Raw genomic sequence first — 23,754 nt, forward strand, 5'->3', positions numbered from 1 at the left:
TGCTATGAAAAAGAAAAAGTGTTGCTGATTTCTCAACAACACTGCAAATATATGTTTTTTAGTTATACAAAAAAATATTTTCAACTTTTTTTGTATGAAATCGTAATTTTTTAACGAAATGTTATGAAAACATATCTTTTACCTTCTCGAAAAACGACTTATCACTGTTATTCGGACTTGGAGTAAAATTATCATCTTCTAACATTTTCTCGAAAAACTGCTTTTGCTCTTTATTTAGTTCTTTGGGAGTCCAAACATTTATATGAATTAGAAAATCTCCTGTGCCATATCTTTCAATACTTGGCAACCCTTTGCCTTTTAATCTTAAAATTTTTCCAGATTGTGTACCAGGCTCAATTTTTATTTTTACTTTTCCAGAAACGGTGTCTACTTCTTTGCTTGCTCCAAGTACGGCTTCAGAAAAATTAATATACAAATCATAATGTATATTTGTTCCTTCTCGTTTAAGAGTTTGATGCGGTATTTCTTCAATTAACACCAATAAATCTCCTGAAATGGCATTTTTACCCGGTGCATCATTTCCTTTACCACCAACTTTTAGTTGTACACCCTCGGAAACTCCTGCAGGAATATTTATAGAAACAGTTTCTTCTTTAACAATTAAACCTTGAGCATCTGCTCCGTTTGGCTTAGAACTCATTGTTTCTCCAGCACCAGAACAAGTACTACAAGTTGTAGCTGTTTGCATTCTTCCTAAAATAGTGTTTGTTACACGCATTTGCTGACCAGATCCATTACAAGTAGCACATGTTTTGTAAGAAACTCCGTTTGCTTGTACTTTTCTACGAACTTTTACTTTCTTCTCTACCCCTTTTGCAATCTCTTCTAAAGTAAGCTTTACACGAATTCGCATATTACTCCCTTTTACTCTAGCTTGTCTTTGGCCACCTCCGCCAAAGCCACCGAAACCTCCGCCAAAGCCACCGCCACCGAAAATATCTCCAAACTGGCTAAATATGTCATCCATATTCATGCCTCCGCCACCAAAGCCACCACCTCCTTGTGGTCCGTCAAAGGCAGCATGACCATATTGGTCATATCTCGCTTTCTTATTTTCGTCACTTAAAATTTCGTAGGCTTCAGCTGCTTTTTTAAAATTTTCTTCTGCAACTTTATCATCCGGATTTTTATCTGGATGATACTTAATTGCCATTTTTCGATAAGCTTTTTTAATTTCAGCTTGAGAAGCATTCTTAGAAATGCCAAGTATTTCGTAATAATCTTGTTTTGCCATCTTGTTGTTTTAAGTGGTTAATTTCTATAAACTATTAAAATATGAAAAGTAAGTTTATAGACTAACTACTGGGTTTTCATTTATTGTCCGATAACTACTTTTGGATATCTGATAATTTTATCACCTAGTTTATATCCTTTTTCTACACAATCAATAACTTTCCCTTTAAGGTCCTCTGAAGGAGCTGGAATTTGAGTAATAGCCTCATGAAGCTCTGCATCAAAAACGTCTCCAGAATTTGTTTCTATTCTCGACAAACCTTTTTGCTCTAGCGTATTGTAAAACTTTTGATAAATTAACAACACACCTTTTCTCAACTCTTCTGCTTCTTTATCTTCTTCTATATGTGACAGAGCTCTTTCGAAGTCATCAATAACTGGCAGTAAAGATGTCATTACTTCCTGACCAGCTGTCTTATATAGTTCTATTCTCTCTTTGGTAGTTCTTTTTTTGTAGTTTTCGAACTCTGCAAATAAGCGCAAAAATTTATCTTTTTCTGCCTGAATTAGTTCCTCAGGAGTAGGTTCTTGTTTCTCTACCTCCTGCTCAACATCTTGATTTTCTTCCACTTGAGATGTCTCTTGAGATTCTAAAACTTCTTCTTCCTTTATTTTATCTTTTTTACTCATTTTAATGTAGTCGTTAAATTTCTACTTTATGTTTACAAAAATATTGCCAACAAAAAAAAAGTGTCAAACTGACACCTCTTTTTTTATATTTTAACTTTAGACCAGTTTTCACCAGTTTTTATTCGATGAATTTGCATATCGGAAACTCCAAACCTTTTGGCAATCATAGAAAGACGGTTCTTTTTATTTAACAACTGTTTTTTTATAATTTTTACCTTGCCTTCCGATAATTTTCCATAGGTAATATTTTTTCTAGACTCAATAAAAGTTGGATTTTTAAACTGATGCAACTCTTTTTCTCTTTTAGTAGCCCACTTTAAATTTTCTACTCTATTATCTTTTTTATCGTAATTGAGATGAATTACATACAGCTGATTTTCTGTTTCTTTTTTTAAAAAATGTTGCGCAACCAACTTATGTACATATCTACTTGTAGATTTTTTGTTTACCTCTTGTCGTAAAGAAACTGTTTCATATCCATTTATATAGGTAGGCTTTCTTAATTGTTCATTCTCTTTCGAACAATCTATTACACGACCATAATTAGATATTTTAAATTTAAATGAACTACAAATTTTTTCATCGAACTTCACAACTTTCCATTCTTCTTGCCATAAATTTCTTATCATACTTTAAAAGTTTAATTAATAAATTAATTCAACTTTTTCTCTTTCTTGCGTTTTTCCCCTTCTTATGTATAATAAAATAGAATATGTTAGCCTTCTATTCGTTCAATCTTTGCTCCTATAGATTTTAGTCGTTGTTCTATGTTTTCATAACCTCTGTCTATTTGTTCTATGTTGTGAATGATAGAAGTTCCTTTGGCAGATAATGCAGCTATTAATAATGAGATACCTGCTCTAATATCTGGTGATGTCATTTTTGTTGCTTTTAATGAGCTTTCAAAATTCATACCAATAACCGTAGCTCTGTGTGGGTCACACAAAATTACTTTTGCTCCCATGTCTATCAACTTATCAACAAAAAATAATCGGCTTTCAAACATTTTTTGATGAATTAAAACAGTCCCTTTGGCTTGTGTAGCTATTACCAAAACGATACTTAACAAGTCTGGTGTAAAACCAGGCCAAGGTGCATCTGCAACTGTAAGTACTGAACCATCTATATAATTTTGAATTTCGTAAGACTTTTGTGCAGGTATGTAAATATCGTCTCCTTGTCTTTCTAATGTAATTCCTAGTTTTCTAAAAACACTTGGTATTTGTCCTAAATTATCCCAACTTACATTTTTTATAGTAAGTTCAGATCTGGTCATTACTGCAACGCCAATCCAAGAACCAATTTCTATCATATCGGGTAAAACAGAATGTTCACAACCTCCTAATTTTTCGACACCTTCGATAGTTAATAAATTAGAACCAACTCCGCTAATTTTAGCTCCCATTGCATTCAGCATTTTAGAAAGTTGCTGAATATATGGCTCGCAGGCTGCGTTATAAATTTTTGTCGTGCCTTTTGCTAAAACTGCCGCCATTAAAATATTGGCTGTTCCTGTTACAGAAGCTTCGTCTAACAACATATCTACACCATGCAACTCTTCGGCTTCTACGCCATAAAAATGCTCTTCTTTGTTATATCTAAATTTTGCACCTAACTTAATAAATCCTTCAAAATGAGTATCTAAACGTCTTCTACCTATTTTATCTCCACCTGGTCTAGGAATATAACCTTTACCAAATCTTGCTAAAAGCGGTCCAACAATCATAATAGAGCCTCTTAAAGAGCTACCATCTTTTTTAAAATCTTCAGACTCTAAGTAAGGTAAATTTATATTATCAGCCTGAAAAGCATATGAATTTTTGGTAAGCTTCTCTACTTTTACTCCAAGCTCACCAAGAATAAAAATCAATTTATTTACATCAATAATATCTGGCACATTATGCACAACAACCCTTTCTGGGGTTAACAAAACTGCACATAAAATCTGTAATACTTCGTTTTTTGCTCCTTGTGGCGTTATGGTTCCTTTTAACGTATGCCCACCTTCTATCTTAAATGATGCCATGAACTATTATCGTTTTCTGTTTTTATTTTGATTGTTGTGATGTGATTTCTTATGATTAGAGTTTTTAGAAGTATTCTGCCCCTGAGAGTTTCTTTTTCTTAATAAATTCTTGCTATCAGACAACGTTTCATCTGTCTCTCTAATATCAATTTTGCCATCAGATAAGTCGTATAAATGCTTAAAAATAACTACATCATCTACCGTGTCTTTATTCCAATTCAAATAGCACTTTTTCATGTGATTTGCTATGGTAAAAATTAAGGCCTCTTTTTTTTCTCCATCTTCCCAACTTAATGCTATATCTATCATTGTTTGAATATTGTTACCATAGTAACGATATCTTGATGCAGATTTTGGGTACGCCAAAGATTCTGGCTTTTCTTGTAGTTCTTCTTTTGATGGTTTTGGATATGGAGAATCTACTTCTAATTTAAAATCTGCCATAATGTAGAGCTGATCCCATAGTTTATGTTTAAAATCTGGAACATCTCTTAAGTGAGGTTGTAAGTTTCCCATAACATCTACGATTGCTCTTGCCATTTTATCTCTCTCTTCTTTGCTTTCAATCTCTAAACAATGGTCTACTAGCTTTTGTATGTGTCTGCCGTATTCTGGTATTATCATTAACGGTCTTTCTGAATTGTATTCTAAATCGAATGTCATTTATAGTTTTTTGTAGTATGTTCTTTTAGCTTACTATTCTAAGGAATAAACTAAGGGGGAACAGAAACATTTGTTATGTAGTTGTTTAAGGCTGCAAAATAGCAAATTATTTTTAGTTTACAGTATCATTTTAACCAATAACTTTCAATTTCGCAAATTGTAATAGTAATTTCTTTTTTCCTGCAGTTGCAAACTGAATTTCAGCTTTTTTATCAGGTCCTTTTCCTTCAATTCCTAAAACAGTTCCTTTACCAAACCTATTGTGTTCTACAATATTTCCTACAGTAATATCGCCATCAAAAAGATTCATTTTTGTACTTACTTGTGTTACTTTTTTTAAGTTTTTTGGCAAAACAACTTCTTTCTTTTTAGAAAGTTCTCTCTCCATTTTTTTTCGCTGAATTGGTTTTTGAAAGCGGATTCCTTTTGGTGCATCCTCAAAAATACTTTTGTCTACAAACCTATTTACTGCGGGCTCAGGAACTTTTGGAGTTATATAATTTAAGTATTGATCGTCTATTTCTTCTAAAAATCTACTAGGTTCTGCATCTACTAATTTACCCCATCGATAACGTGTTTGTGCATACGTTAAATAAGCTACTTTTTCTGCTCTTGTTAATGCAACATAAAACAGCCTTCGCTCTTCCTCTAACTCGCTTCTTGTATTCATACTCATTGCAGATGGAAACAAGTTTTCTTCTAGTCCAACAATGTAAACATAAGCATACTCTAATCCTTTAGATTGATGAATAGTCATTAAAGAAACTGTAGGCTTGTCATTCTCTTTTTCTGTATCAAAATCTGTTGCCAAAGCTACATCCTCTAAAAACGAAGTTAGTGAAGCATCTTCTCCTTGCTCAATTTTATCGGTTATAAAATCTTTTATTCCGTTTAACAACTCCTGCACATTTTCTACTTTACTTACAGCCTCAGGAGTACCGTCTTTTTCTAAATCTTTAATTAGTTGTGTTTGTTTAACTACAACTTCTGCAATTTCAAAAGCATTTTTTGTGGTTGCTTCTATTTGCAATCTAAGCAACATATTTACAAAATTTTGTAGCTTATTTTTTGTTCCTGCATTAATTTTTACATCTATTTTATCGATATTTTTAATAATATAGAAAATAGATTTCTTGTAGTGATTTGCAGCAATAGTAAGTTTATCTATTGTAGTAGCTCCGATGCCACGAGCCGGATAATTGATAATTCGCTTTAACGCCTCTTCATCGTTCGGATTGATTAGTATACGTAAATAAGACAAAATATCTTTTATTTCTTTTCGCTGATAAAAAGAAATTCCTCCATAAATTTTATAGTCTATATTCTTCTTTCTCAGTGCATCTTCAATAGCTCTAGATTGAGAGTTTGTTCTGTATAAAACACAAAAGTTGCTCGCATCTAGTTGATGATTCATTTGATTTTCCCAAATAGACTGCGCTACAAAACGTCCTTCCTCTCCGTCAGAAATTGTTCGCATTACATTAATAGCGTCTCCAGAATCGTTAGAGGTCCAAACTTCTTTATCTAACTTCGTTTTGTTTTTTTCGATAACTGAGTTGGCTGCATTTACAATATTGCTGGTAGACCTGTAATTTTGTTCGAGTTTAAAGGTTTTAACATCTGGATAGTCTTTCTGAAAGTTTAAGATATTCTGAATATTGGCACCTCTAAAACTGTAGATACTCTGAGAATCGTCTCCAACAACACAAATATTACCAAATTTATCTGCCAATGCTCTAACTATTATATACTGAGAGTGGTTAGTATCTTGATACTCATCTACCATTATATACCTAAATCTATCCTGATATTTTGCCAAAACATCTGGAAAACGAGCTAGTAATTCATTTGTTCTTAGCAACAAATCGTCAAAATCCATGGCACCAGCCTTAAAACATCGGTCTACGTAATTCTTGTAAATCTCTCCTACTTTTGGCCTGCTTGCATGTAAATCGGCCTCTTGCAAATCTGAATTATTAAAGTAAGCCCTTACCGTAATTAAACTATTTTTAAAAGAAGATATTCTTCCCAAAATTTGCTTTGGTTTGTATCTTTCTTTATCTAAATTCATTTCTTTAATTATACTCGTAATCAATCGAACTGAGTCTTGCGTATCATAAATAGTAAAATTAGATGGAAAGCCAAGTTTATCTGCCTCAGCTCTAAGAATTCGTGCAAAAACAGAATGAAAAGTACCCATCCATAAATTCATTGCCTCGCTATTTCCTACCACAGAAGCAATTCTTGCTTTCATCTCTTTAGCTGCTTTATTTGTAAATGTTAGCGATAAAATATTAAACGAATCTACGCCTTGTTTCATCAAGTGAGCTATTCTGTATGTTAGCACACGTGTTTTACCAGAGCCAGCACCAGCAATAATAATCATTGGGCCATCTTTCTGTAAAACTGCTTGCTTTTGGGCTTCGTTTAAAGAATTTAAGTAACTATTCAAGAGATATTTTTTTACAAGTATTTAAAGTGTGAAATTAGCCAAACTATTCGTTTTTTTAAAGAATGATTCCTCTTTTTTATTCACAAGTTATTAGTAGGTTTTAATGTTTGTAGCTGCATTTTTATCTGTTAATTAATAGATAATTAAAAATATCTGCTAATAGACAGATAAACAAAAATATCTGCTTACTAGCAGATATTTTTGTTTTTCAACATCATAAAAGTTATATTTGTGTAATAAAATGTTTTTTATGATAAGTATTTTAACGGGAGATATTATAGATTCAAGAAAAAAAAGTAGCACTATTTGGCTAGATGCGCTCAAAGAAATATTGCAAACTTTTGGGTCATCACCAAAAAATTGGCAAATTTATAGAGGAGATAGTTTTCAATTGATCATAAATAATGCTGATGAAGGGATACATGCTGCGCTAAAAATAAAATCTTACTTAAAAAAAAGAGCCAATACAAATGTTAGAATTGGGATTGGAATAGGAAAAAAAAATTCTAAAAACACAGCTATTACAGAATCGAATGGAGAGGCTTTCGTAAATTCTGGTATTGCTTTTGACACGTATTTAAAAAAACAAAATATCGCCATAAAAACTCCTTGGCAAGATATAGATGAAGCCATAAACATTGCGCTAGAGCTAGCTCTTTTAACTGCCGATTTTTGGACACAAAATTCTGCCGAAGTTTTTAATTTATCTCTAGAAAATAACGAAATAACCCAAAAAGAAATTGCAGGTATTTTAGGTATTACGCAAGGTAGAGTAAGCGAACGGCAAAAGCGAGCAGGCTCTGAACCTATTTTGAAACTAGAAAAATATTTTAGAAAAATAGTTCAACAAAAAAATAATTAATATGATTTTATTTTTAAAATTATTGCTAACTCATATTCTGGGTGACTTTGTTTTTCAAACAGAAATGCAAATCAAAGACAAAGAAAAAAATAAAATTAAATCTTTACAACTATACATTCATATAGCCATTCACACCCTTTTATTGTTACTAATTTTAGATTTTAGTATAAAAAAATATTGGCTAGGTATTGCAATTATTATCATTTCTCATTATTTTTTTGATGTTGTAAAAGCCTACTATCAGCAGAAAAAAAATAAAAGAATATGGTTTTTCATAGATCAAGGATTACACTTAACAGCAATACTAATTGTGACAAATATTTACAGCGATATCAATTTTTATTTTACAGACCTTTTAACTACAAAAGTACTGCTGTTTGTAGTATCGCTTCTGTTAGTTACAAGTTTTTCTGCGGTGGTAATAAAAGTTGTAATAACTCAATGGAATCCTGAAAGTAAAAAACAGCATGATGATTCTTTAGCAAAAGCAGGGCGTTATATTGGAATCTTAGAACGCTTATTTGTTTTTACATTCATTATTACAAATAACTGGCAAGCTATTGGATTTTTGTTGGCTGCAAAATCCGTTTTTAGGTTTGGCGATTTAACTTCTGCAAAAGACAGAAAATTAACAGAGTATATTTTAATTGGTACTTTACTAAGTTTTGGCTTGGCGGTATTAATAGGTGTTTTATATTTACAAGTAATAAAGAATATATAATTTATGGAACAAACTATTTTAGAGAGTTTTGCTTACGTTTTACCTTCACTAGTTACAGGTTTGGTAGCATATTACATGTTTAACGGCTTTCTTGTTACTACAATTAATGAGAAAAAAATTCAACTATTGGCACAACAAAAAAAAGAAAGTTTACCAATTAAACTGCAAGCCTACGAACGCTTACTTTTATTTTGTGACCGAGTAAACCCAATAAAAATACTCATGAGAATACCACCAATTTCCAACGAAACTAAAGATTATTTAGAGTTGTTAATTGCTAATATTAATCAGGAATTTGAACATAATTTAGTTCAGCAAATATATGTATCAGACGAAACTTGGACAGCTGTTTTAGGTGCAAAAAATGCAGTTATCAATAAACTGAAACAGGCTGCCGAAGAGTCTTCTACCGCCAACAACTTTAGAGAAAATATATTAATAGATTATTCGAAAATACTTCCTCCAACCGAAACAGCAATTATTCTCATAAAAAAAGAAGTAAAAACATTATTGTAAAAAAGCCTTCATTAAGAAGGCTTTTATAAGAATAGGCACTAAAAGTTCATATTCACTAAAACTGTAACCTGACCCCAAGTTTATAATTTCTACCACGAGTAGAAAAGCCTAATATATCATCATAGTCTTCATTTAATAAATTGGTAATTGCAGCAAAAATAGTTGCTGTACCGTTCAATAATTTATAGTTTGCCATAAAATCTAAAACCTCATAACGCTCTAAAATAACATCTTCACCCGCTGCTCCGAAAGAACCATACCTATCAAAAATATTTCTTTCACCAACATTTCTGTAGGTAAAGTTTAAAGTGGCGTTTTTTAACGGAGTTATTGATGTTGTAGCAACAAGCTTATTTTTTGGAATATAATCGTCAAAATCTTCAAATTTTTCTCTATCAATATAAGTGTAAGCGGCACTAAAAGCTAAAAAATCTGTAGCTACAAAATTAGAACTGAACTCAAAACCATTTGCTTCAGATGAAGCGTTTGTATATTTAAAAGTAGTATTATCAAAAATAATAGCTGCGGTTTCTTTTCTGTTAAAATAAACTAAATCAATAGAAAACTTATCTTTAAAATCGTACTCTAAGCCAAGCTCAAAAGTTTCATTCGACTCCGGATTTAAGTTGATATTCCCAGAAAAACCATCATATAATTGATACAAACTTGGTGCAATAAAAGCAGTATTAAATGAAGTTAGTAATTTTACCTGATGATGATTTTTAATAGTTAAATTATACGCTAAATTAGCATCATAAACGAATTTATTACCGTAAACATTATGCATATTTAAACGTCCTCCTGCATTTGCAGAAAGCCCGTTTTCTGCCATGTAAACTAGACTAAAATAAGGATCTACAGTATAAAAATTTGCAGTTTCTTTGGCTATTGTAGCAAATGGCGTGATGGTATTATTACTGTGAATTTGATAATTGACACCTGTAATTAACTGAACTTTTGACGAAAATTCATACTTATTAACCAAATCAACAAATACACTTCTACCTACAAATTCATAGGAATCTAAGGTATTAGAAAAAGAATTAAATTGATTAAAATTACGTTCTACAATAGTAGCAGACGATAGTAAATAAAGCGTACCTTTTGCATAGTTATATGAAGGTTTTATACCAAACCTAAACTGTTCGTTTGCTCCAGTGTTTAATTTGTGGTCTAAAAATGCCCCTGCATCAAAATCGTATTCGAATGCATCATAATTAAAAAAAGAAGCGATGTTTATATTATCATTTAAAGAATAATCTACTTTTAATAATCCGTTTTTTGCATAATAACTATCTTCTTCAAATTGTTTATTAGTGGTACTTTTAGCCGAAGACATTCCGTCTACACCAGTTAAACTAAAAGAACCTAAAAAAGCAAATTTTCCGATGGTACCGTTTAAGTTAATATTTTGATTTCTGTCAGATAGCGTATTTTTAGAAATATTAGCAGTGTTATTTGTTCCTAAACTAACTTCGTAAGTACCCGAAATATTTTTACTTGTTGCTTTTTTTAAGATTATATTAATTACGGCGGTAGCTGCACCAGAACCATACAAAGCCGAGGCTCCTCCTTTTAAAATTTCTATGCTTTCTATCTGATTTACAGTGAGTAAACGTAAATCAAACTCTTGATTAATTGCAGATTGATCGGTAACTGGAACTCCATCTATCAATACCAAAACTTGCCTTGCTCTACCTCCTCTAACATTGATACCTCTAGGTTCGGAAGGATTTGAATTTACACCTCTCACATCTATACCGACTACCGAATTTAAAACCTCTATAACCGTTTTACCAGCATTGTTTTGTAACTGTTTTTGAGAAATTGTGTGTATTACTTTTCCTGTATTCTCCTTTTTTAATTGAAACTTTGTAGCAGTAATAACCACCTCTTTTAAGGTGTCTGTTTTTAGAGATTCTTTTTGCACTTTTTGCGCAAAAAACTGTGTACTGATAAAGCTGCATGCAAAAACACCAGCTATACATACTTGTTTTTTCATTTTTTAATAAATTTGATTTACAATAAATCAGGTAAATTTCGTGTACGAAAATAGATTAGTACATAAACTTTTATCCCGAAAGTTTTTATATCTTGATGTTAGGCAGGTCTCCTGACTTGTTTTTATGTTATTTTGCCTTCCCATTTTTTACCGAAAACTTTCAGTGTAAACAGTGGCTAAAGTGTAAATAACATCCTCTAAAGAGGTACCAATCTAATTTGGTATTAACTTACAGTTGCGGGAACAGTTCTGGATTTTAACCAGATTCCCTTTTAATTTGATGTTTTAAAAAACATCAAAACCATACATCGCCGCAAATGTAGTTTAAAAATTTTTATTAAAGAATTTTTTGTAATCTTGTTTAAAATTTACTTTTAATGAAGCACTTTTATACATTTTTATCATACCTACTTTTTATCTTGATTTCCTTTTCTTGTAAGAAGGAAAAGTTGCAAAAATTTAAAAACGAAACTTCCAGTATTAAGTATGCAAAAGGGTTTGATATTATAACGGATAATGGTATTAAAAAACTGCTTATTAAAACACCATATAAAAATGCCACCAATAGTAAAAGTTATACTATTTTGTCTAAGAACAATAAACAAACCAACTTACAAGGTATACAAACTCCCTTAAAAAAAATAGTGGTAACCTCTACAACTCACATACCAATGTTAGAGTTATTAAATGAAGAAAAAACTATTGTGGGATTTCCATATACAAAATACATATCTGCACAAAAAACCAGAAAATTACTTTCTGAAGGTGCTATTGTAGAAGTCGGTAAAGAAAACTCACTAAATACAGAAATTATACTTTCCTTAGCTCCTGAGTTAGTTGTAGGTTATAGTGTGTCTTCTGCTGATAAAAGCCTAACAACAATAGAAAAAGCAGGAATAAAGGTTATATATAATGGCGATTGGCTCGAAGAAACACCTTTAGGCAGGGCCGAATGGATAAAGTTTTTTGGTGTATTATTTAACAAAGAAAAGAAAGCCGATAGTATTTTTAATAGCATTGAAAAAAACTACTTAGAGGCAAAAAAAATTGCCAAAAAGACAAATACAAGACCAACAGTAATTTCTGGTGCTATTATGAGTAAAGATATTTGGAGTTTACCAGGTGGCGAGAGTTTTGTTTCTTATTTTTTAGAGGATGCAAACTTATCATATTTGTTTAAAAACACTAAAGGAAAAGGAAGTTTATCATTAAGTTTTGAAACTGTTTTTGACAAAGCAAAAAATGCTGATTTCTGGATTGCACCTGGTTATTTCTCAACCAAGAATGAGCTAAAAAATGCCAATTCTAATTACCAAAAATTTAGTGCCTATAAAAATGATAAAATTTATACACCTACTACAAAAAAAGGAAAAACTGGTGGTGTTATTTATTATGAATTAGCACCAACAAGACCCGATTTAGTCTTAAAAGATTTGATAAAAATTACAAATCCTGAAGTACTACCAAACTACAAAACTACTTTTTTTGAAAAAATGAAATAAGTATTTTTTAGCTCCTGAATTGCTTTTTGTGTAAGTAAGAATTATTTAAAAAACGAATCTACAAATTCATACTTATTAAAAACTTGTAAATCGTCGATTCCTTCCCCAACACCAATATACTTAACAGGAATTTTAAATTGGTCAGAAATACCGATAACCACACCTCCTTTTGCAGTACCGTCTAACTTTGTAACGGCTAAAGAGGTTACCTCTGTTGCCTTGGTAAATTGTTTGGCTTGCTCAAAAGCATTTTGTCCTGTAGAACCATCTAACACCAATAATACATCATGCGGAGCATCAGCAACTACTTTTTGCATTACACGTTTTATTTTTGTTAGCTCATTCATTAAGTTTACTTTGTTATGTAATCTACCAGCAGTATCAATTATAACAACATCTGCATTCTGCTTTACGGCAGATGTTAGTGTATCGAAAGCAACGGATGCAGGATCCGAACCCATTTCTTGTCGAATAATTGGCACCGATGTTCTGTCTGCCCATACTTGTAATTGATCTATAGCTGCAGCTCTAAAAGTGTCTGCTGCTCCCAACACCACTTTTAAACCTTGTTTTTTAAATTGTGATGCCAACTTACCAATTGTAGTAGTTTTACCAACTCCATTAACACCCACCACCATTAAAACATAAGGTTTTTTGTCTTTTGGTATTGAAAACTCTGTTTCGTCTCCTAAATTGGTTTCAGACAACAAGCCAGCAATTTCTTCTCTTAAAATCTTATTTAAGTCGTCTGTGCCAAGATATTTATCTCTAGAAACTCTTGCTTCTATTCTCTCAATAATCTTTAAAGTTGTGTTTACTCCTACATCAGAAGTAACTAAAACCTCTTCTAAATTATCTAAAACATCATCGTCTACTTTAGATTTTCCAGCAACTGCTTTTGATAGTTTATCGAAAAAATTAGTTTTTGTTTTTTCTAACCCTTTATCTAAGGTTTCTTTCTTCTCTTTTGTAAATATTTTTTTAAAAAAACTCATATATGTTACTCATTTAAAATGATATAGCTATAATTATACCACCTACTATTTCCAGACAAATTGTCTGCATGCAATTTCACATCTAAAAACAATAATCATCTACACTAATACTTAATTAAAAGTATACATTACTTTATAAGATTGTGTAATAGAAGCTACTAAAGAGACTAACTCCTCAAACATTATTGACATAAAAGCAGTCAAAAGTACAAAATAATAAGGCACAAAAAAACTACTTTCTATATTGTAGAAAGTAGTTTGATATATTTTTTTAGTAAATGATTATTTTTTTGCTAAAAAGTCATTTACTAATGCTGGATCCATAATTGATTCTACAAAAGTGTAAGCTCCTGTTTTTGGAGACTTTACCATTTTTATAGCTTTACTTAATCTTTTAGAAGATGTTTGCAAAGATGCTACTGTTTTTTTTGCCATTGTGTATTATTTTTAAATCTATGTGCTTCTAAATAAGAAGTTCTAGATAAATTAATTACTTAATTTCTTTGTGAATAGTCATTTTGTTTAGAATAGGATTAAACTTTTTAATCTCCATTCTATCAGGACTGTTCTTTTTGTTCTTAGTAGTAATGTATCTAGAAGTACCTGGTTTTCCAGATTCTTTGTGTTCTGTACACTCTAATATTACTTGAACTCTGTTTCCTTTTTTTGCCATCTCTGTATAATTTTATTCTGCTTGAGCTTATTTTGTTAAAAACCCGTTAGCTCTCGCTTCCTTAATAACTGCAGAAATTCCTTTCTTGTTAATATTTTTTAAAGCAGATGCAGATACTTTTAAAGTAATCCATTTATCTTCTTCTGGAATGTAAAAACGCTTTACCATTAAGTTAGCGTCAAACTTTCTTTTTGTTCTATTCAAAGCATGAGAAACATTGTTTCCTACCATTGCTTTTTTACCTGTTAATTCACAAACTCTAGACATCTTTTCGACAGTATTTATAGTGTTATCTCTAAACGAGGTGCAAATCTACAAATAATTAAAATATTGCACAAAATAAATTTAGTAATTTTTAAATTATTTCTTTTAAAATTATTTCTAAGGCTTTACTTACAGTTCTATTAATTACTTTTTCTCTTGGCTGACCGAAATTAAACTTTTGTACAAATTGTTTATTATCAGAAACTAAAGCAATAACTACAGTTCCTAGAGTAGCATCAGTTTGGTCTTTGGTTGGACCAGCGTTTCCTGTTACAGCAATAGCAACATTAGTATTTAGTAATTTTTTTGCTCCTTTAGCCATTTCTATAGCAACCGCCTCACTAACAACAGAATGCTGTTGTATGGTTGCCTCATTTACATGAAGCAATTGCTGCTTGGTTGCCGCAGTGTAGGCAACAATACTACCATTAAAATAGGCAGATGCACCAGGAACTGCTACTAAATTTGCTGCTATTTGTCCGCCAGTAAGACTTTCTGCAGTAGCTATTGTTTGCTTTTTTGAGAGCAATAGCTTCCCTATTTTTCTCTCTAAAGAAGCATCATCATCTAAACCTGTAATAATATCTGGTATCAACTCATACACTTTTTGAACATAATTATGCAGCTCGTTTTCCAACACATCTTTGTTCATTCCTATTCCAGACAGTCGTAATCTAACTTTACCATAAGAAGGCAAATACGCTAACTTAATATGTGGCGGTAAGCTGTTTTCAAAATCTTCAATAGTTTCTGCTATCGTGCTCTCTCCTTGTCCGTAAGTCATAATTGTTTTATGGCTTATAAAAGGAAGCTCAAATTGCTGTTGAATTCTTGGCAAAACTTCGGTACTCATCAATTCTTTCATTTCATAAGGTACACCTGGCAGAGATACAAAAACTGTATTATTCTCGAAAAACCACATTCCTGGTGCAGTTCCGAAATTATTCATTAGAAGAGTTGCTTTTGAGGGTAATTGAGCCTGCGTTTTTTGAATTTCCTTAAAAGGATGATTCATTTTTTTAAACAATGCATTTATATGATCTATTACTTGTTCGTATACTATTGTTTCTGTATCATTAAAAAAAGTAGCGATTGTTTTTTTGGTAATATCATCTTTAGTAGGACCTAAACCGCCTGTTATTATTACAATATCTGCTCGATGCTGCGCTTCTTTTAAGGCCTCTAAAATATGTTGTTTATTATCTTGAATAGAGGTAATTTGATAAACAGCAACTCCAATTTTATTTAACTCCTTGCCTATCCATTGCGAATTGGTATCTACTATTTGTCCGATTAAAATTTCATCTCCAATCGTAATTATTTCTGCTTTCATACTTGCTTTATAAAACACTACCAATTATACTACAATTACTATTGTAGTAATTCATACTATTAACTAGACGGTAAATACCGACTATTTTACTTTTACGGTAAAAGCTTCATTACCTTCTAGTATTCCTGTTAAAACGTCATTTTCAGAAACTTTACCAACTCCGGCCGGAGTGCCTGTAAAAATTACATCTCCTTTTTTTAAGGTAAAATACTTAGAAACATATGCAATAAGTTCATCTATTTTCCAAAGCATCGAATTTGTATTGCCATCTTGAACTATAGCATCATTTTTTAAAAGCTGAAATTGTAATCTCTGTAAGTCGAAATCATTCTTGTTAAAAAAAGCTCCTATTACCGCGCTACCATCAAACGCTTTTGCCTTTTCCCAAGGCAACCCTTTCTCTTTACATTCTTGCTGAACATCTCTTGCAGTAAAGTCGATACCTAAACCTATTTCATCATAATATTTAGGAGCATATTTTTCGTCAATGTATTTTCCTACTTTATTAATTTTTACAAGTACCTCTACTTCATAATGAACATCTGAAGAAAAAGAAGGTATAAAAAAAGGATTTTTTTTTGGTAGGATAGCAGAATCTGGCTTCAAAAACACAACGGGACTTTTTGGTCTTTCATTTTCTAGCTCTTCTATATGTTTTGCGTAGTTGCGCCCAATACATATAATTTTCATAAAAAAGTGTATAAATTATAGTTGCTTAACTATAGCAAAAGTAATTAAAAACTGATGGTGCCATTTTAAAAAAAACTATTTATTAAATTCAATTGAAGCAACAACCCTATATATTTTTACAACTTCTTCTTTATCAATATAAAAAGAATCATAAATTGGTTTATTGGTGTAAGGATGCAACTCATTATTATAAGACTCACATAAAAAAGACTGTTGCTGGTCTGAAACTTTAATATTTTTTAAGAAACGTATTTTTTTTGTTTCTATAATGTAATCTTTATCAAAAACAATAATTTCATTGTTTGGCAATTCTTCAAGAAAAACAAACGAGCCTTTCTTATAATTAGGACTCATGCTATGATCTAAAACTTCAAATGCCGCCGTAACTCCTTTACACAATTTAGAAAGATATAAAGTTGCTGGTTGTGGTACCTCTTTTTTAATAGCAGTATTTTTTACTGATGTTGATAAAACAGGCAGATCAGTATTAAATACTTGATTGGTATTTTCTGCTGATGCTGCTTCAAAATCTACATCTCGTAACATTGCGCCAGAACCTGTAAGCAACCATTTAGGATTAATCTCTGGGTACTGACTTACAATTTTCTCTAAGATGTGACCACCAACATTCCCTTTATTTTTTTTTGTTTTAAACAAATAACCGTTTGAAACTCCAATTTTATTTGAAAACTCGTACACGCTAAGTTGCTTATAATCAATAAAATAAAAAATATTATCAATAATCATTAGAAAAAAGTAAGTTAAAAATTTGTTTTAATAGAAAATAGTAAGTTAATTTGTAAAAAATTATATTCAACAAAAGTAGCACAATATAACACAATATAAAAACAAACATTGCAAAATAGCACTCGAAAAAGTGAATATAGTAAGTTAAAAGATTGTTAACATTAAAATCCCCCAAAAATGAAAGAAAAATAGAAAGTGTAGTAAACGTAATTTAATTCTTACTTCTTCAAAAGAATAAATTACATCGAAAAAAAACTTATACTCAAATAGGTTTCTACACAGTGCCCATCTGGTATAAGTACCTCAAAGAAAAAGAATAAAAGTAGGTTTGTTACAGCTAATAGCAAACAATAATTTTTGTAACAAATCTGCAAGTAAAAAATTGTAGAAAAATGCACGAAACAGAAATTATTAAAAAAATCAAAGATAAATACGGTCTTAGTAAAAAATACATAATACAATGTATTAATAAAAAAAGAAAAAATGAAATCGCTGAATTTATCTTTAATGAATACGCAAAATTAAAAAAGTAAAAAAACAACATAGAACGCTAAAGTTCTAAAAATTTTAAATTAAAATTAGATAAATGAAAACAATTAAAAAATTAGTATTAGGACTCTTAGTTACCTCTGCAACAGTAGGTAGCTTTACTTCTTGTGTAGAAAATGAAATACCAGAAGAGATACAGAATATTTATGATGGGCAAGCAAGCTTGTTAAAAGCAAGAGCTTTAATGAATGAAGCTGAGGCTAACTTCAAAAATGCACAAGCAGCTCATGAAAATGCCATGGCTAAAGCACAAGAAATTGCAAATAGCTTTGCAGAGGCAAAAAACGCTTTGGAATTAGAAAAATTAGAAGCTCAAGCAGCATTGGCTGTAGAACAAGCAAGATTAGATTTAGAAAAAGCCAAAATAGCTTTTGAAAAAGAAGCTAATGATTTAAGAATTGAAATTTTAAAAGCAGATGATGACCTCTTAGTTAAATACTACACCTCATATTCTGGCCACAATAATACTGTCTTAAACCTTAGAGGTGAGGAGATTGATACCCAAGAAGCTATTGCTAAACAAATTATAGCAAATACTTTAGGTACAGACTTACTTGAGGTTATCTTAGCTAGGCTTAATAATGAGATAAAAAAAGAGGAAGCTGAAATTGCTACTTTAGAAGAAAGTAAAGCAAATTATGAGATATTAATAGCAAATGGTTCAGACGCTTATAAAAATAACGAAAAGAAAAAAGAGTTAGAAGCTGAATTAAAAAAAATTGAGACTCAAATAAATGCTTTAGAAATTTCTAAAGAAGAGAAAACAAATCAAATAGCTGTAGCAAATAATGATTTAATAGCTTTGCGTGGCGATTTAAATACAGCAAAAACAGATTTGTCTGATTTAAGATTAGAACACAAAACAGCTGTTAATCTTAGAGATACAGAATTATTAAATATCAAAACATCTACAGAGCAAATAGCTAAAGATAAAAAATCATTAGAAGATTATACACCTGCTAAGTTTACTGCTTTAGAAAAAGATTTAGAAGATGCAAAAGCTGCTTTAAAAACAGCAAAAGCAAATGTAAAAAAATTAACAGATGAAGAAACAGCTATTGCTAAAGTTGAAGCTGCAGAAAGTAAAAAACTTAGTGATTTACAAACTGCTTACAATACTATTGATACAGATTTAATTGCTGCTACTACAGCTTATTTTAATGCAAAAGATATTTCATCTTTAGAGACCGCTGTAACAAACGCAAAAAAAGCATTAACAGAAGCTGAAGCTGCTTTTAAAGAAGCAAAAGAATTCTTTGATGCAGACCCTTCAGGCCATGAGTGGACAGATGCTGGTGCAGATAAGTTATTTGGAGACCACTCAGATGATAACGTATCCACTATAACTTATGTTCAAATAGTATCGTATAGCGCTACAGGTGGTTTTACATTTGGTACGAAACAATATACTGATGTAGCAGATATAACTACCAAAACTGGAGAAAATATATTAGCAGACAACACTTTATTTAAAGACTTAACTTCTACTAATGTTGGTGACTATTTCAATATTGAGTTTGATGACAAACAAAATCCAGAGGGAGATAATAGAACTTATTTTGATAAAACTATTACCGACTTGAAGGTAAAGCAAGAAGCTTTAGTAACTGCTGAAACTAACCTTGCAGATGCACAAAAAAATGTTGGTACATTAAAACGCAATTACGAAAAATTATTAGCACAATTTGAAACAATAAGTAACGATATTGAAGCTGCAGAGGCTGCACACAAAAAGGCATCTGATGACTTAGCAGCAGCAACCAAAGCAAAAACTGCAGCAGTAACCGCTGAAACAAAAGCTAGTACTACTGTAACTAACTTAACTAATAAAGTGAATAATTTTGACAGCGAAAAAATAGCTTTAGAAGATAATATTAAACTTCATGAAGATAACTTATTAGTTTATAATGCAACAGTTACCAAGCTAGAAAATGATATAACAGTAATTGAGACTAAAATTGAAGAACTGGTTGTTAAGCTAGAAGCAGGAACTTCTCCAGAAGTAGTTGCAGCTCAAAAAGTAGTAAATGATTTAAATATTGAATTAGATGATTTAACTACAGAGCTTTCTATACTAAATTCAACTAAAACTCAAATTTCAAATGTAAAAAATCTAATTGGAGCTGAATATACAACTTACAAAAATGCTATTGATACAGCAGATACAGATATTAAAAAAGCTAATGATAACATTGCTTCATTAAAACAAGAAATTGCTGACTCTAATACTGCTGAGGCAGCTAATGCAGCACTACTAGCTAACTTAGAGAACAAATTATTAGAAATTCAAGAGAAAATAACTTTCTACTCAGCTTTAGTTGCTAAATATAAAGGCTTAATAGATAGCTTAATCTAATTCTTTAAGAACTTTAATGGGGCTATACAAAACTTATAGCCCCTATTTAAAAAACACTAAACTCTTAAAGATTTATACGATGAAGAAAAATATATTTTTAGCAATGCTCATACTTATTCACTTAAGTATTGGCGCACAAGAAAATAGTAACACAGACAAGCAAAGTACTATTAAACCTACAAAAAATGATTTTACAGTAGGTGTAAACTTTGGTAGAGGCTCTTTTATATCTAGCGGAATGTCTATTTTAGATTACGACCGAAATGTATCTGGAGAGGCTTCTACAAGCACTATCGATGTTAATCATAACAATTTAACAAATATGATTGGTGCAGAAGGTAGGTACTTTCTTACCAATAATATTGCGCTTACACTTTCTGGTGGATTAAAATTTAGCAGCACTCCTGCTAGTGTTTCGATACCAGCAGTAATAGACAATGTTTCAAATGCTACTATTTTACCAGCATACAACTCAGTGGTATCTGATAAAAGATTAGACGTAAGTTACTCTTTAGGTGCTTTGTACTTCTTTAACACAAAGAATGAACGCTTAATGCCTTACCTAGGAGTATCTGCAGCTTTTCAGCATGCAACAAGAACTTTATTCGACCCTACAGTTTTAAGCGATGGTTCGGTTAGAGACTTAGGAAATAGGAATTTAGAAATATTCGGAATTGGCGCTCAAGCAGTAGCTGGTGTCGATTACTACCTTACCAATAGTATGTACTTAGGTTTTAGCATAAAACCATTAACATTTACTAGTGTAAATAACTCTAAATATCCTGCTCCAGGAATGTATGCAAGAAAAATAAACAATTACACCATAGCATCTTTTGTACAACCGATGCTAAGCTTTGGATTTAAATTATAAATAATTTACAAAAGCGTAAACATTTTTTTTTAATTTTCCTTTAAAGAGGCTGTTCATTAAGTTGGCAGCCTCTTTTACTTTTAATATGCTTAGTTTTCAAAACCTGTATACTTTTCAATTAAACGAACAATTAAATCATTTAATTTTTCTACTTTATAATTTTTGGCAGACGGTTTTATATGCGAGTTTCCAATACCACTATCATCTGTTAAAAATACATACGTTCCATTAGTAGCAACACTAAAAGATCGCATTAAAAATTCTACAGTTTTATCGGCACCACTTGCCACAATTGGTATTATTTTTATTCCTTTACGTTGAGCCTCTTTTATAACTTTTTTAATGGTAACCACATTTTCTTGTGTTAAATGTGGTGGCGCATCTAAAACTAAAAATAATAACCTGGCCTTTGCATTTTTGTTCCAAGACTTTGCCATAGAAACCTCTAAGGCTCTTTCTACAGCCTCTTCATAGTCTCCTCCTCCACTTGCATATTGTTTTGATAAATTTTCTTTTACTCTTTTTATATCGGTTGTAAAAGCAAAATCTTTTACAATATATTCCTCTCCCTTATCTCTGTAAAAAGTTAAACCAACTCTTTTTTGTTGAACTCTTTGGTCTATTCTAGAAATAATATTTTGTATTTCTGACTTCAAAAAAGAAATTTCGTCTCCCATAGAGCCAGTAGCATCTATTGTAAATAAAATATCTACATCATTAGTTATTGTTGCTTTTTCGAAAACAAATTTAACATCCTTTTGGCTATTAGTTGTTTTTAATCCTTTAACCAACCCATTATAAACAGCCTGAACGGTATACTTTTTATCTGCTGTTTTAAATACTAATGCTTTTCCAAAAACATCTGTTTTGGCAGTTTGTACTAATTGATTTTTCTCATCAACAAGATAGATTACCACATTCGATATTGGCATATTTTGCTTACTAAAAACGCTGACTGTTATTTTTTTTGTTAGCTTAAAACCCCAATCATTTACTACTTTTGCATAGTTTTCGTTCTTTTTTAACTCCAACCACTCCGACCATTTCTCAATATCATTTAATTCTCCTGCAGTTAATTGTCCCGATTTTGGCTCTTGTCTTTTCATCATGCGAGATGCAGATAATCCTTTTGCTTTAAAATCTGACGATATTCTTTTTTCAGTAGCAGTTGTTTCATATTCTGTAACTACTACTTCTTCTAGCATCACATCAGATTCTTTCATTTCAATATTTAGTATACGATTTTCTCCAACTATTTTTTCTATGGAATTAAAACCTAAATGACGATATACTAAAGTATCTGTTACGGTTGCTTTTATTGCATATAAACCATCCACAGATGATGTTGTTGCTACTTTAGTGCCCTTTACAAAAACAGTAACTCCTGGCAAAGGATTGCTATCCGTATCTGTTATTGTTCCTGAAATTGAAACTTGTTGTGCTTGAGATATCGAAATACTTGATATCATAAAAAAAAGGAAAATTCTGAACATACTATTAGGGTTTTAGTTATCGATTCAATAAAAATAAAGGATGACATTATTTTAATTTACAACTGCCTTAAAGTTTTAGTTCTTTGAACTTTACCTGTTGAAGTGTAGTTAAAATTATTCAAATAAATAATTTCTTTAGGAATTTCAAACTTGTGCAAAATGTTGGATTTTTTAATTTTTTCCAACAAAATTTTTGCTTGCGTTTCTTTGTTTGATATCGTTCTTTCTACTACTAAAACTAGTTTTTGACCAAATTTTTCATCTGAAAAAGCAGTTACAAAAAAAGGAGAATCAATAACTGTGCCTAATTTCTCTTCTATCGATTCTGGATGCAATTTAATACCACCAGAGTTAATTACGTTATCTACACGTCCTAACCACTCAAACTTGTTGTCTGACACCAACTTAACAACATCATTGGTAAAAACTACATCGGACGCTATTTTTGAATTTTTTATGACCAAACAATTATGTTTGTCTTGGTAAATAGTTGTGTTAGGCAATACCTTGTAATAATTATGATGCGTTTTATTACCTTTAGAAAAATTATTTATTTTTTTTATGGCAATATGCGTAATGGTTTCTGTCATTCCGTATGTTGCAAAAATATGAGTGCTACAATCTTGAAGTTTCTGCTGTAATTTATTTGATACCACGCCACCACCAACTATTAAAGTTTTAATAAAAGATAGCTTTTCTAAGGAGTTTTCTACTTGCAACGGCACCATTGCACAGAAATCATATGATTTAGAAATTGACTTAAGAGGATAAGAACTTGGCGGAATAATATCTAATTCCCAACCTAAAGTTAAGGCTCTTACGATCATCATTTTACCGGCAATAAAATTGATAGGCAAACACAAAAGTGCTGAAGTTTTTGGTGGTAAACTAAAAAAAGTACCTGTAACCAAAGCCGAATTTATCATTTGTTGCTTTTGTAGATTTATTCGCTTTGGTTTACCCGTTGAGCCAGAAGTTTGAACCGTTATAATTTCTTTAGAAGAAAACCAATCTGTAAGAAAATCTTGCAAATCTTTAGAGATGGTAGACGAATACGATAGTAATTCTTCAGCATTTAAAAACAACTTGTTTTGTAGCTTAAAATTAGTATGAAAATTACGTGTATTCACTCTTATTACTTTATGCGCAAAAAAA

23 protein-coding genes and 1 riboswitch are annotated in these 23,754 nt (G+C 31.1%); of the genes, 7 read left to right on the forward strand and 16 right to left on the reverse strand.

From position 1 onward, the window contains the following. Nucleotides 1-121: 121 nt before the first annotated feature. From dnaJ to WHD54_RS02165, 6 genes are all read right to left on the reverse strand, one after another. The gene (gene dnaJ / locus WHD54_RS02140) at nt 122-1,255 is read right to left on the reverse strand and encodes a molecular chaperone DnaJ (RefSeq protein WP_088323019.1); all 1,134 of its coding nucleotides are present in this window, start codon (nt 1,253-1,255) and stop codon (nt 122-124) included. 80 nt (nt 1,256-1,335) lie between these two features. Continuing rightward, a complete protein-coding gene (locus WHD54_RS02145) occupies nt 1,336-1,884 on the reverse strand; it encodes a nucleotide exchange factor GrpE (RefSeq protein ID WP_088323020.1) in 549 nt (182 codons plus the stop codon). Nucleotides 1,885-1,967: 83 nt separating this feature from the next. Beyond that, nucleotides 1,968-2,513: an HNH endonuclease gene (locus WHD54_RS02150; protein WP_088323021.1), complete on the reverse strand. Its 546-nt coding sequence runs from the start codon at nt 2,511-2,513 to the stop codon at nt 1,968-1,970. 86 nt (nt 2,514-2,599) lie between these two features. Next, nucleotides 2,600-3,910 carry a UDP-N-acetylglucosamine 1-carboxyvinyltransferase gene (murA, locus tag WHD54_RS02155; RefSeq protein WP_088323022.1) on the reverse strand — a complete coding sequence of 437 codons (1,311 nt, stop codon included), beginning with the start codon at nt 3,908-3,910 and terminating at the stop codon, nt 2,600-2,602. A 6-nt stretch (nt 3,911-3,916) separates the two neighbouring features. Further along, nucleotides 3,917-4,573, reverse strand: coding sequence for a DUF4290 domain-containing protein (locus tag WHD54_RS02160; RefSeq protein WP_088323023.1), 657 nt, complete (start codon nt 4,571-4,573; stop codon nt 3,917-3,919). Between the two features lie 130 nt (nt 4,574-4,703). Next, nucleotides 4,704-7,025, reverse strand: coding sequence for an ATP-dependent helicase (locus WHD54_RS02165; protein WP_088323024.1), 2,322 nt, complete (start codon nt 7,023-7,025; stop codon nt 4,704-4,706). 250 nt (nt 7,026-7,275) lie between these two features. Here WHD54_RS02165 and WHD54_RS02170 point away from each other — a divergent pair, with 250 nt between their 5' ends. Genes WHD54_RS02170 through WHD54_RS02180 form a run of 3 tightly spaced genes read left to right on the forward strand, consistent with a single transcriptional unit; the run spans nt 7,276 to nt 9,124 of the window. Next, nucleotides 7,276-7,887, forward strand: coding sequence for a sigma factor-like helix-turn-helix DNA-binding protein (locus tag WHD54_RS02170; RefSeq protein WP_158211798.1), 612 nt, complete (start codon nt 7,276-7,278; stop codon nt 7,885-7,887). A 1-nt stretch (nt 7,888) separates the two neighbouring features. Continuing rightward, nucleotides 7,889-8,608 (forward strand): DUF3307 domain-containing protein, encoded by a 720-nt coding sequence (locus WHD54_RS02175; protein ID WP_088323026.1) that lies wholly within the window; start codon nt 7,889-7,891, stop codon nt 8,606-8,608. A gap of 3 nt (nt 8,609-8,611) precedes the next feature. Continuing rightward, complete coding sequence (locus WHD54_RS02180; protein ID WP_088323027.1) at nt 8,612-9,124, forward strand: hypothetical protein; 513 nt, start codon at nt 8,612-8,614, stop codon at nt 9,122-9,124. 55 nt (nt 9,125-9,179) lie between these two features. Here the strand turns inward: WHD54_RS02180 and WHD54_RS02185 are convergent, their stop codons facing one another. Beyond that, entirely contained in the window at nt 9,180-11,126 is a 1,947-nt protein-coding gene (locus WHD54_RS02185; protein ID WP_088323028.1) for a TonB-dependent receptor plug domain-containing protein, read from the reverse strand. An 84-nt stretch (nt 11,127-11,210) separates the two neighbouring features. Beyond that, nucleotides 11,211-11,447: riboswitch (cobalamin riboswitch) on the reverse strand. A 56-nt stretch (nt 11,448-11,503) separates the two neighbouring features. Between WHD54_RS02185 and WHD54_RS02190 the strand changes: the two genes are divergently transcribed. Continuing rightward, nucleotides 11,504-12,628 (forward strand): ABC transporter substrate-binding protein, encoded by a 1,125-nt coding sequence (locus tag WHD54_RS02190; RefSeq protein WP_088323029.1) that lies wholly within the window; start codon nt 11,504-11,506, stop codon nt 12,626-12,628. A 41-nt stretch (nt 12,629-12,669) separates the two neighbouring features. On the opposite strand, the gene ftsY is transcribed toward WHD54_RS02190, so the two are convergent. The 7 genes from ftsY to WHD54_RS02225 form a co-directional block, all read right to left on the reverse strand. Further along, complete coding sequence (gene ftsY, locus WHD54_RS02195) at nt 12,670-13,623, reverse strand: signal recognition particle-docking protein FtsY (RefSeq protein ID WP_088323030.1); 954 nt, start codon at nt 13,621-13,623, stop codon at nt 12,670-12,672. Nucleotides 13,624-13,905: 282 nt separating this feature from the next. Continuing rightward, a complete protein-coding gene (locus WHD54_RS02200; protein ID WP_088323031.1) occupies nt 13,906-14,058 on the reverse strand; it encodes a DUF4295 domain-containing protein in 153 nt (50 codons plus the stop codon). 55 nt (nt 14,059-14,113) lie between these two features. Further along, nucleotides 14,114-14,296, reverse strand: a complete 183-nt coding sequence (gene rpmG, locus WHD54_RS02205; RefSeq protein ID WP_088323032.1) for a 50S ribosomal protein L33 — start codon at nt 14,294-14,296, stop codon at nt 14,114-14,116. Between the two features lie 27 nt (nt 14,297-14,323). Next, nucleotides 14,324-14,563: a 50S ribosomal protein L28 gene (gene rpmB, locus WHD54_RS02210; protein WP_088323033.1), complete on the reverse strand. Its 240-nt coding sequence runs from the start codon at nt 14,561-14,563 to the stop codon at nt 14,324-14,326. 88 nt (nt 14,564-14,651) lie between these two features. Then, nucleotides 14,652-15,893, reverse strand: coding sequence for a competence/damage-inducible protein A (locus WHD54_RS02215; protein ID WP_088323034.1), 1,242 nt, complete (start codon nt 15,891-15,893; stop codon nt 14,652-14,654). Between the two features lie 81 nt (nt 15,894-15,974). Continuing rightward, on the reverse strand, nt 15,975-16,583 hold the full coding sequence (locus WHD54_RS02220) for a fumarylacetoacetate hydrolase family protein (protein ID WP_088323035.1): 609 nt from the start codon (nt 16,581-16,583) through the stop codon (nt 15,975-15,977). Between the two features lie 75 nt (nt 16,584-16,658). Beyond that, on the reverse strand, nt 16,659-17,330 hold the full coding sequence (locus tag WHD54_RS02225) for a hypothetical protein (protein ID WP_088323036.1): 672 nt from the start codon (nt 17,328-17,330) through the stop codon (nt 16,659-16,661). A gap of 392 nt (nt 17,331-17,722) precedes the next feature. Here WHD54_RS02225 and WHD54_RS02230 point away from each other — a divergent pair, with 392 nt between their 5' ends. The 3 genes from WHD54_RS02230 to WHD54_RS02240 all read left to right on the forward strand — a co-directional run bounded on the left by WHD54_RS02230 (nt 17,723) and on the right by WHD54_RS02240 (nt 21,106). Continuing rightward, on the forward strand, nt 17,723-17,863 hold the full coding sequence (locus tag WHD54_RS02230) for a hypothetical protein (protein WP_158211800.1): 141 nt from the start codon (nt 17,723-17,725) through the stop codon (nt 17,861-17,863). A 53-nt stretch (nt 17,864-17,916) separates the two neighbouring features. After that, a complete protein-coding gene (locus WHD54_RS02235) occupies nt 17,917-20,235 on the forward strand; it encodes a hypothetical protein (protein WP_088323037.1) in 2,319 nt (772 codons plus the stop codon). A gap of 79 nt (nt 20,236-20,314) precedes the next feature. After that, nucleotides 20,315-21,106, forward strand: coding sequence for a BT1926 family outer membrane beta-barrel protein (locus tag WHD54_RS02240; protein WP_158211801.1), 792 nt, complete (start codon nt 20,315-20,317; stop codon nt 21,104-21,106). Nucleotides 21,107-21,195: 89 nt separating this feature from the next. Here the strand turns inward: WHD54_RS02240 and WHD54_RS02245 are convergent, their stop codons facing one another. Further along, nucleotides 21,196-22,575, reverse strand: a complete 1,380-nt coding sequence (locus WHD54_RS02245) for a carboxypeptidase-like regulatory domain-containing protein (protein ID WP_158211802.1) — start codon at nt 22,573-22,575, stop codon at nt 21,196-21,198. 80 nt (nt 22,576-22,655) lie between these two features. Further along, nucleotides 22,656-23,729: an AMP-binding protein gene (locus WHD54_RS02250; RefSeq protein WP_233130957.1), complete on the reverse strand. Its 1,074-nt coding sequence runs from the start codon at nt 23,727-23,729 to the stop codon at nt 22,656-22,658. Between the last annotated feature and the right edge of the window lie 25 nt (nt 23,730-23,754).

Source organism: Polaribacter tangerinus (assembly GCF_038024095.1).
Taxonomy (GTDB): Bacteria; Bacteroidota; Bacteroidia; order Flavobacteriales; family Flavobacteriaceae; genus Polaribacter; species Polaribacter tangerinus.

Bases quoted from the DNA above. Each gene is read 5' to 3' on its own strand.
- dnaJ (WP_088323019.1), bottom strand. From the start codon at position 1,255: ATGGCAAAACAAGATTATTACGAAATACTTGGCATTTCTAAGAATGCT.
- WHD54_RS02145 (WP_088323020.1), bottom strand. From the start codon at position 1,884: ATGAGTAAAAAAGATAAAATAAAGGAAGAAGAAGTTTTAGAATCTCAA.
- WHD54_RS02150 (WP_088323021.1), bottom strand. From the start codon at position 2,513: ATGATAAGAAATTTATGGCAAGAAGAATGGAAAGTTGTGAAGTTCGAT.
- murA (WP_088323022.1), bottom strand. From the start codon at position 3,910: ATGGCATCATTTAAGATAGAAGGTGGGCATACGTTAAAAGGAACCATA.
- WHD54_RS02160 (WP_088323023.1), bottom strand. From the start codon at position 4,573: ATGACATTCGATTTAGAATACAATTCAGAAAGACCGTTAATGATAATA.
- WHD54_RS02170 (WP_158211798.1), top strand. From the start codon at position 7,276: ATGATAAGTATTTTAACGGGAGATATTATAGATTCAAGAAAAAAAAGT.
- WHD54_RS02175 (WP_088323026.1), top strand. From the start codon at position 7,889: ATGATTTTATTTTTAAAATTATTGCTAACTCATATTCTGGGTGACTTT.
- WHD54_RS02180 (WP_088323027.1), top strand. From the start codon at position 8,612: ATGGAACAAACTATTTTAGAGAGTTTTGCTTACGTTTTACCTTCACTA.
- WHD54_RS02185 (WP_088323028.1), bottom strand. From the start codon at position 11,126: ATGAAAAAACAAGTATGTATAGCTGGTGTTTTTGCATGCAGCTTTATC.
- WHD54_RS02190 (WP_088323029.1), top strand. From the start codon at position 11,504: ATGAAGCACTTTTATACATTTTTATCATACCTACTTTTTATCTTGATT.
- ftsY (WP_088323030.1), bottom strand. From the start codon at position 13,623: ATGAGTTTTTTTAAAAAAATATTTACAAAAGAGAAGAAAGAAACCTTA.
- WHD54_RS02200 (WP_088323031.1), bottom strand. From the start codon at position 14,058: ATGGCAAAAAAAACAGTAGCATCTTTGCAAACATCTTCTAAAAGATTA.
- rpmG (WP_088323032.1), bottom strand. From the start codon at position 14,296: ATGGCAAAAAAAGGAAACAGAGTTCAAGTAATATTAGAGTGTACAGAA.
- rpmB (WP_088323033.1), bottom strand. From the start codon at position 14,563: ATGTCTAGAGTTTGTGAATTAACAGGTAAAAAAGCAATGGTAGGAAAC.
- WHD54_RS02215 (WP_088323034.1), bottom strand. From the start codon at position 15,893: ATGAAAGCAGAAATAATTACGATTGGAGATGAAATTTTAATCGGACAA.
- WHD54_RS02220 (WP_088323035.1), bottom strand. From the start codon at position 16,583: ATGAAAATTATATGTATTGGGCGCAACTACGCAAAACATATAGAAGAG.
- WHD54_RS02225 (WP_088323036.1), bottom strand. From the start codon at position 17,330: ATGATTATTGATAATATTTTTTATTTTATTGATTATAAGCAACTTAGC.
- WHD54_RS02230 (WP_158211800.1), top strand. From the start codon at position 17,723: ATGCACGAAACAGAAATTATTAAAAAAATCAAAGATAAATACGGTCTT.
- WHD54_RS02235 (WP_088323037.1), top strand. From the start codon at position 17,917: ATGAAAACAATTAAAAAATTAGTATTAGGACTCTTAGTTACCTCTGCA.
- WHD54_RS02240 (WP_158211801.1), top strand. From the start codon at position 20,315: ATGAAGAAAAATATATTTTTAGCAATGCTCATACTTATTCACTTAAGT.
- WHD54_RS02245 (WP_158211802.1), bottom strand. From the start codon at position 22,575: ATGATATCAAGTATTTCGATATCTCAAGCACAACAAGTTTCAATTTCA.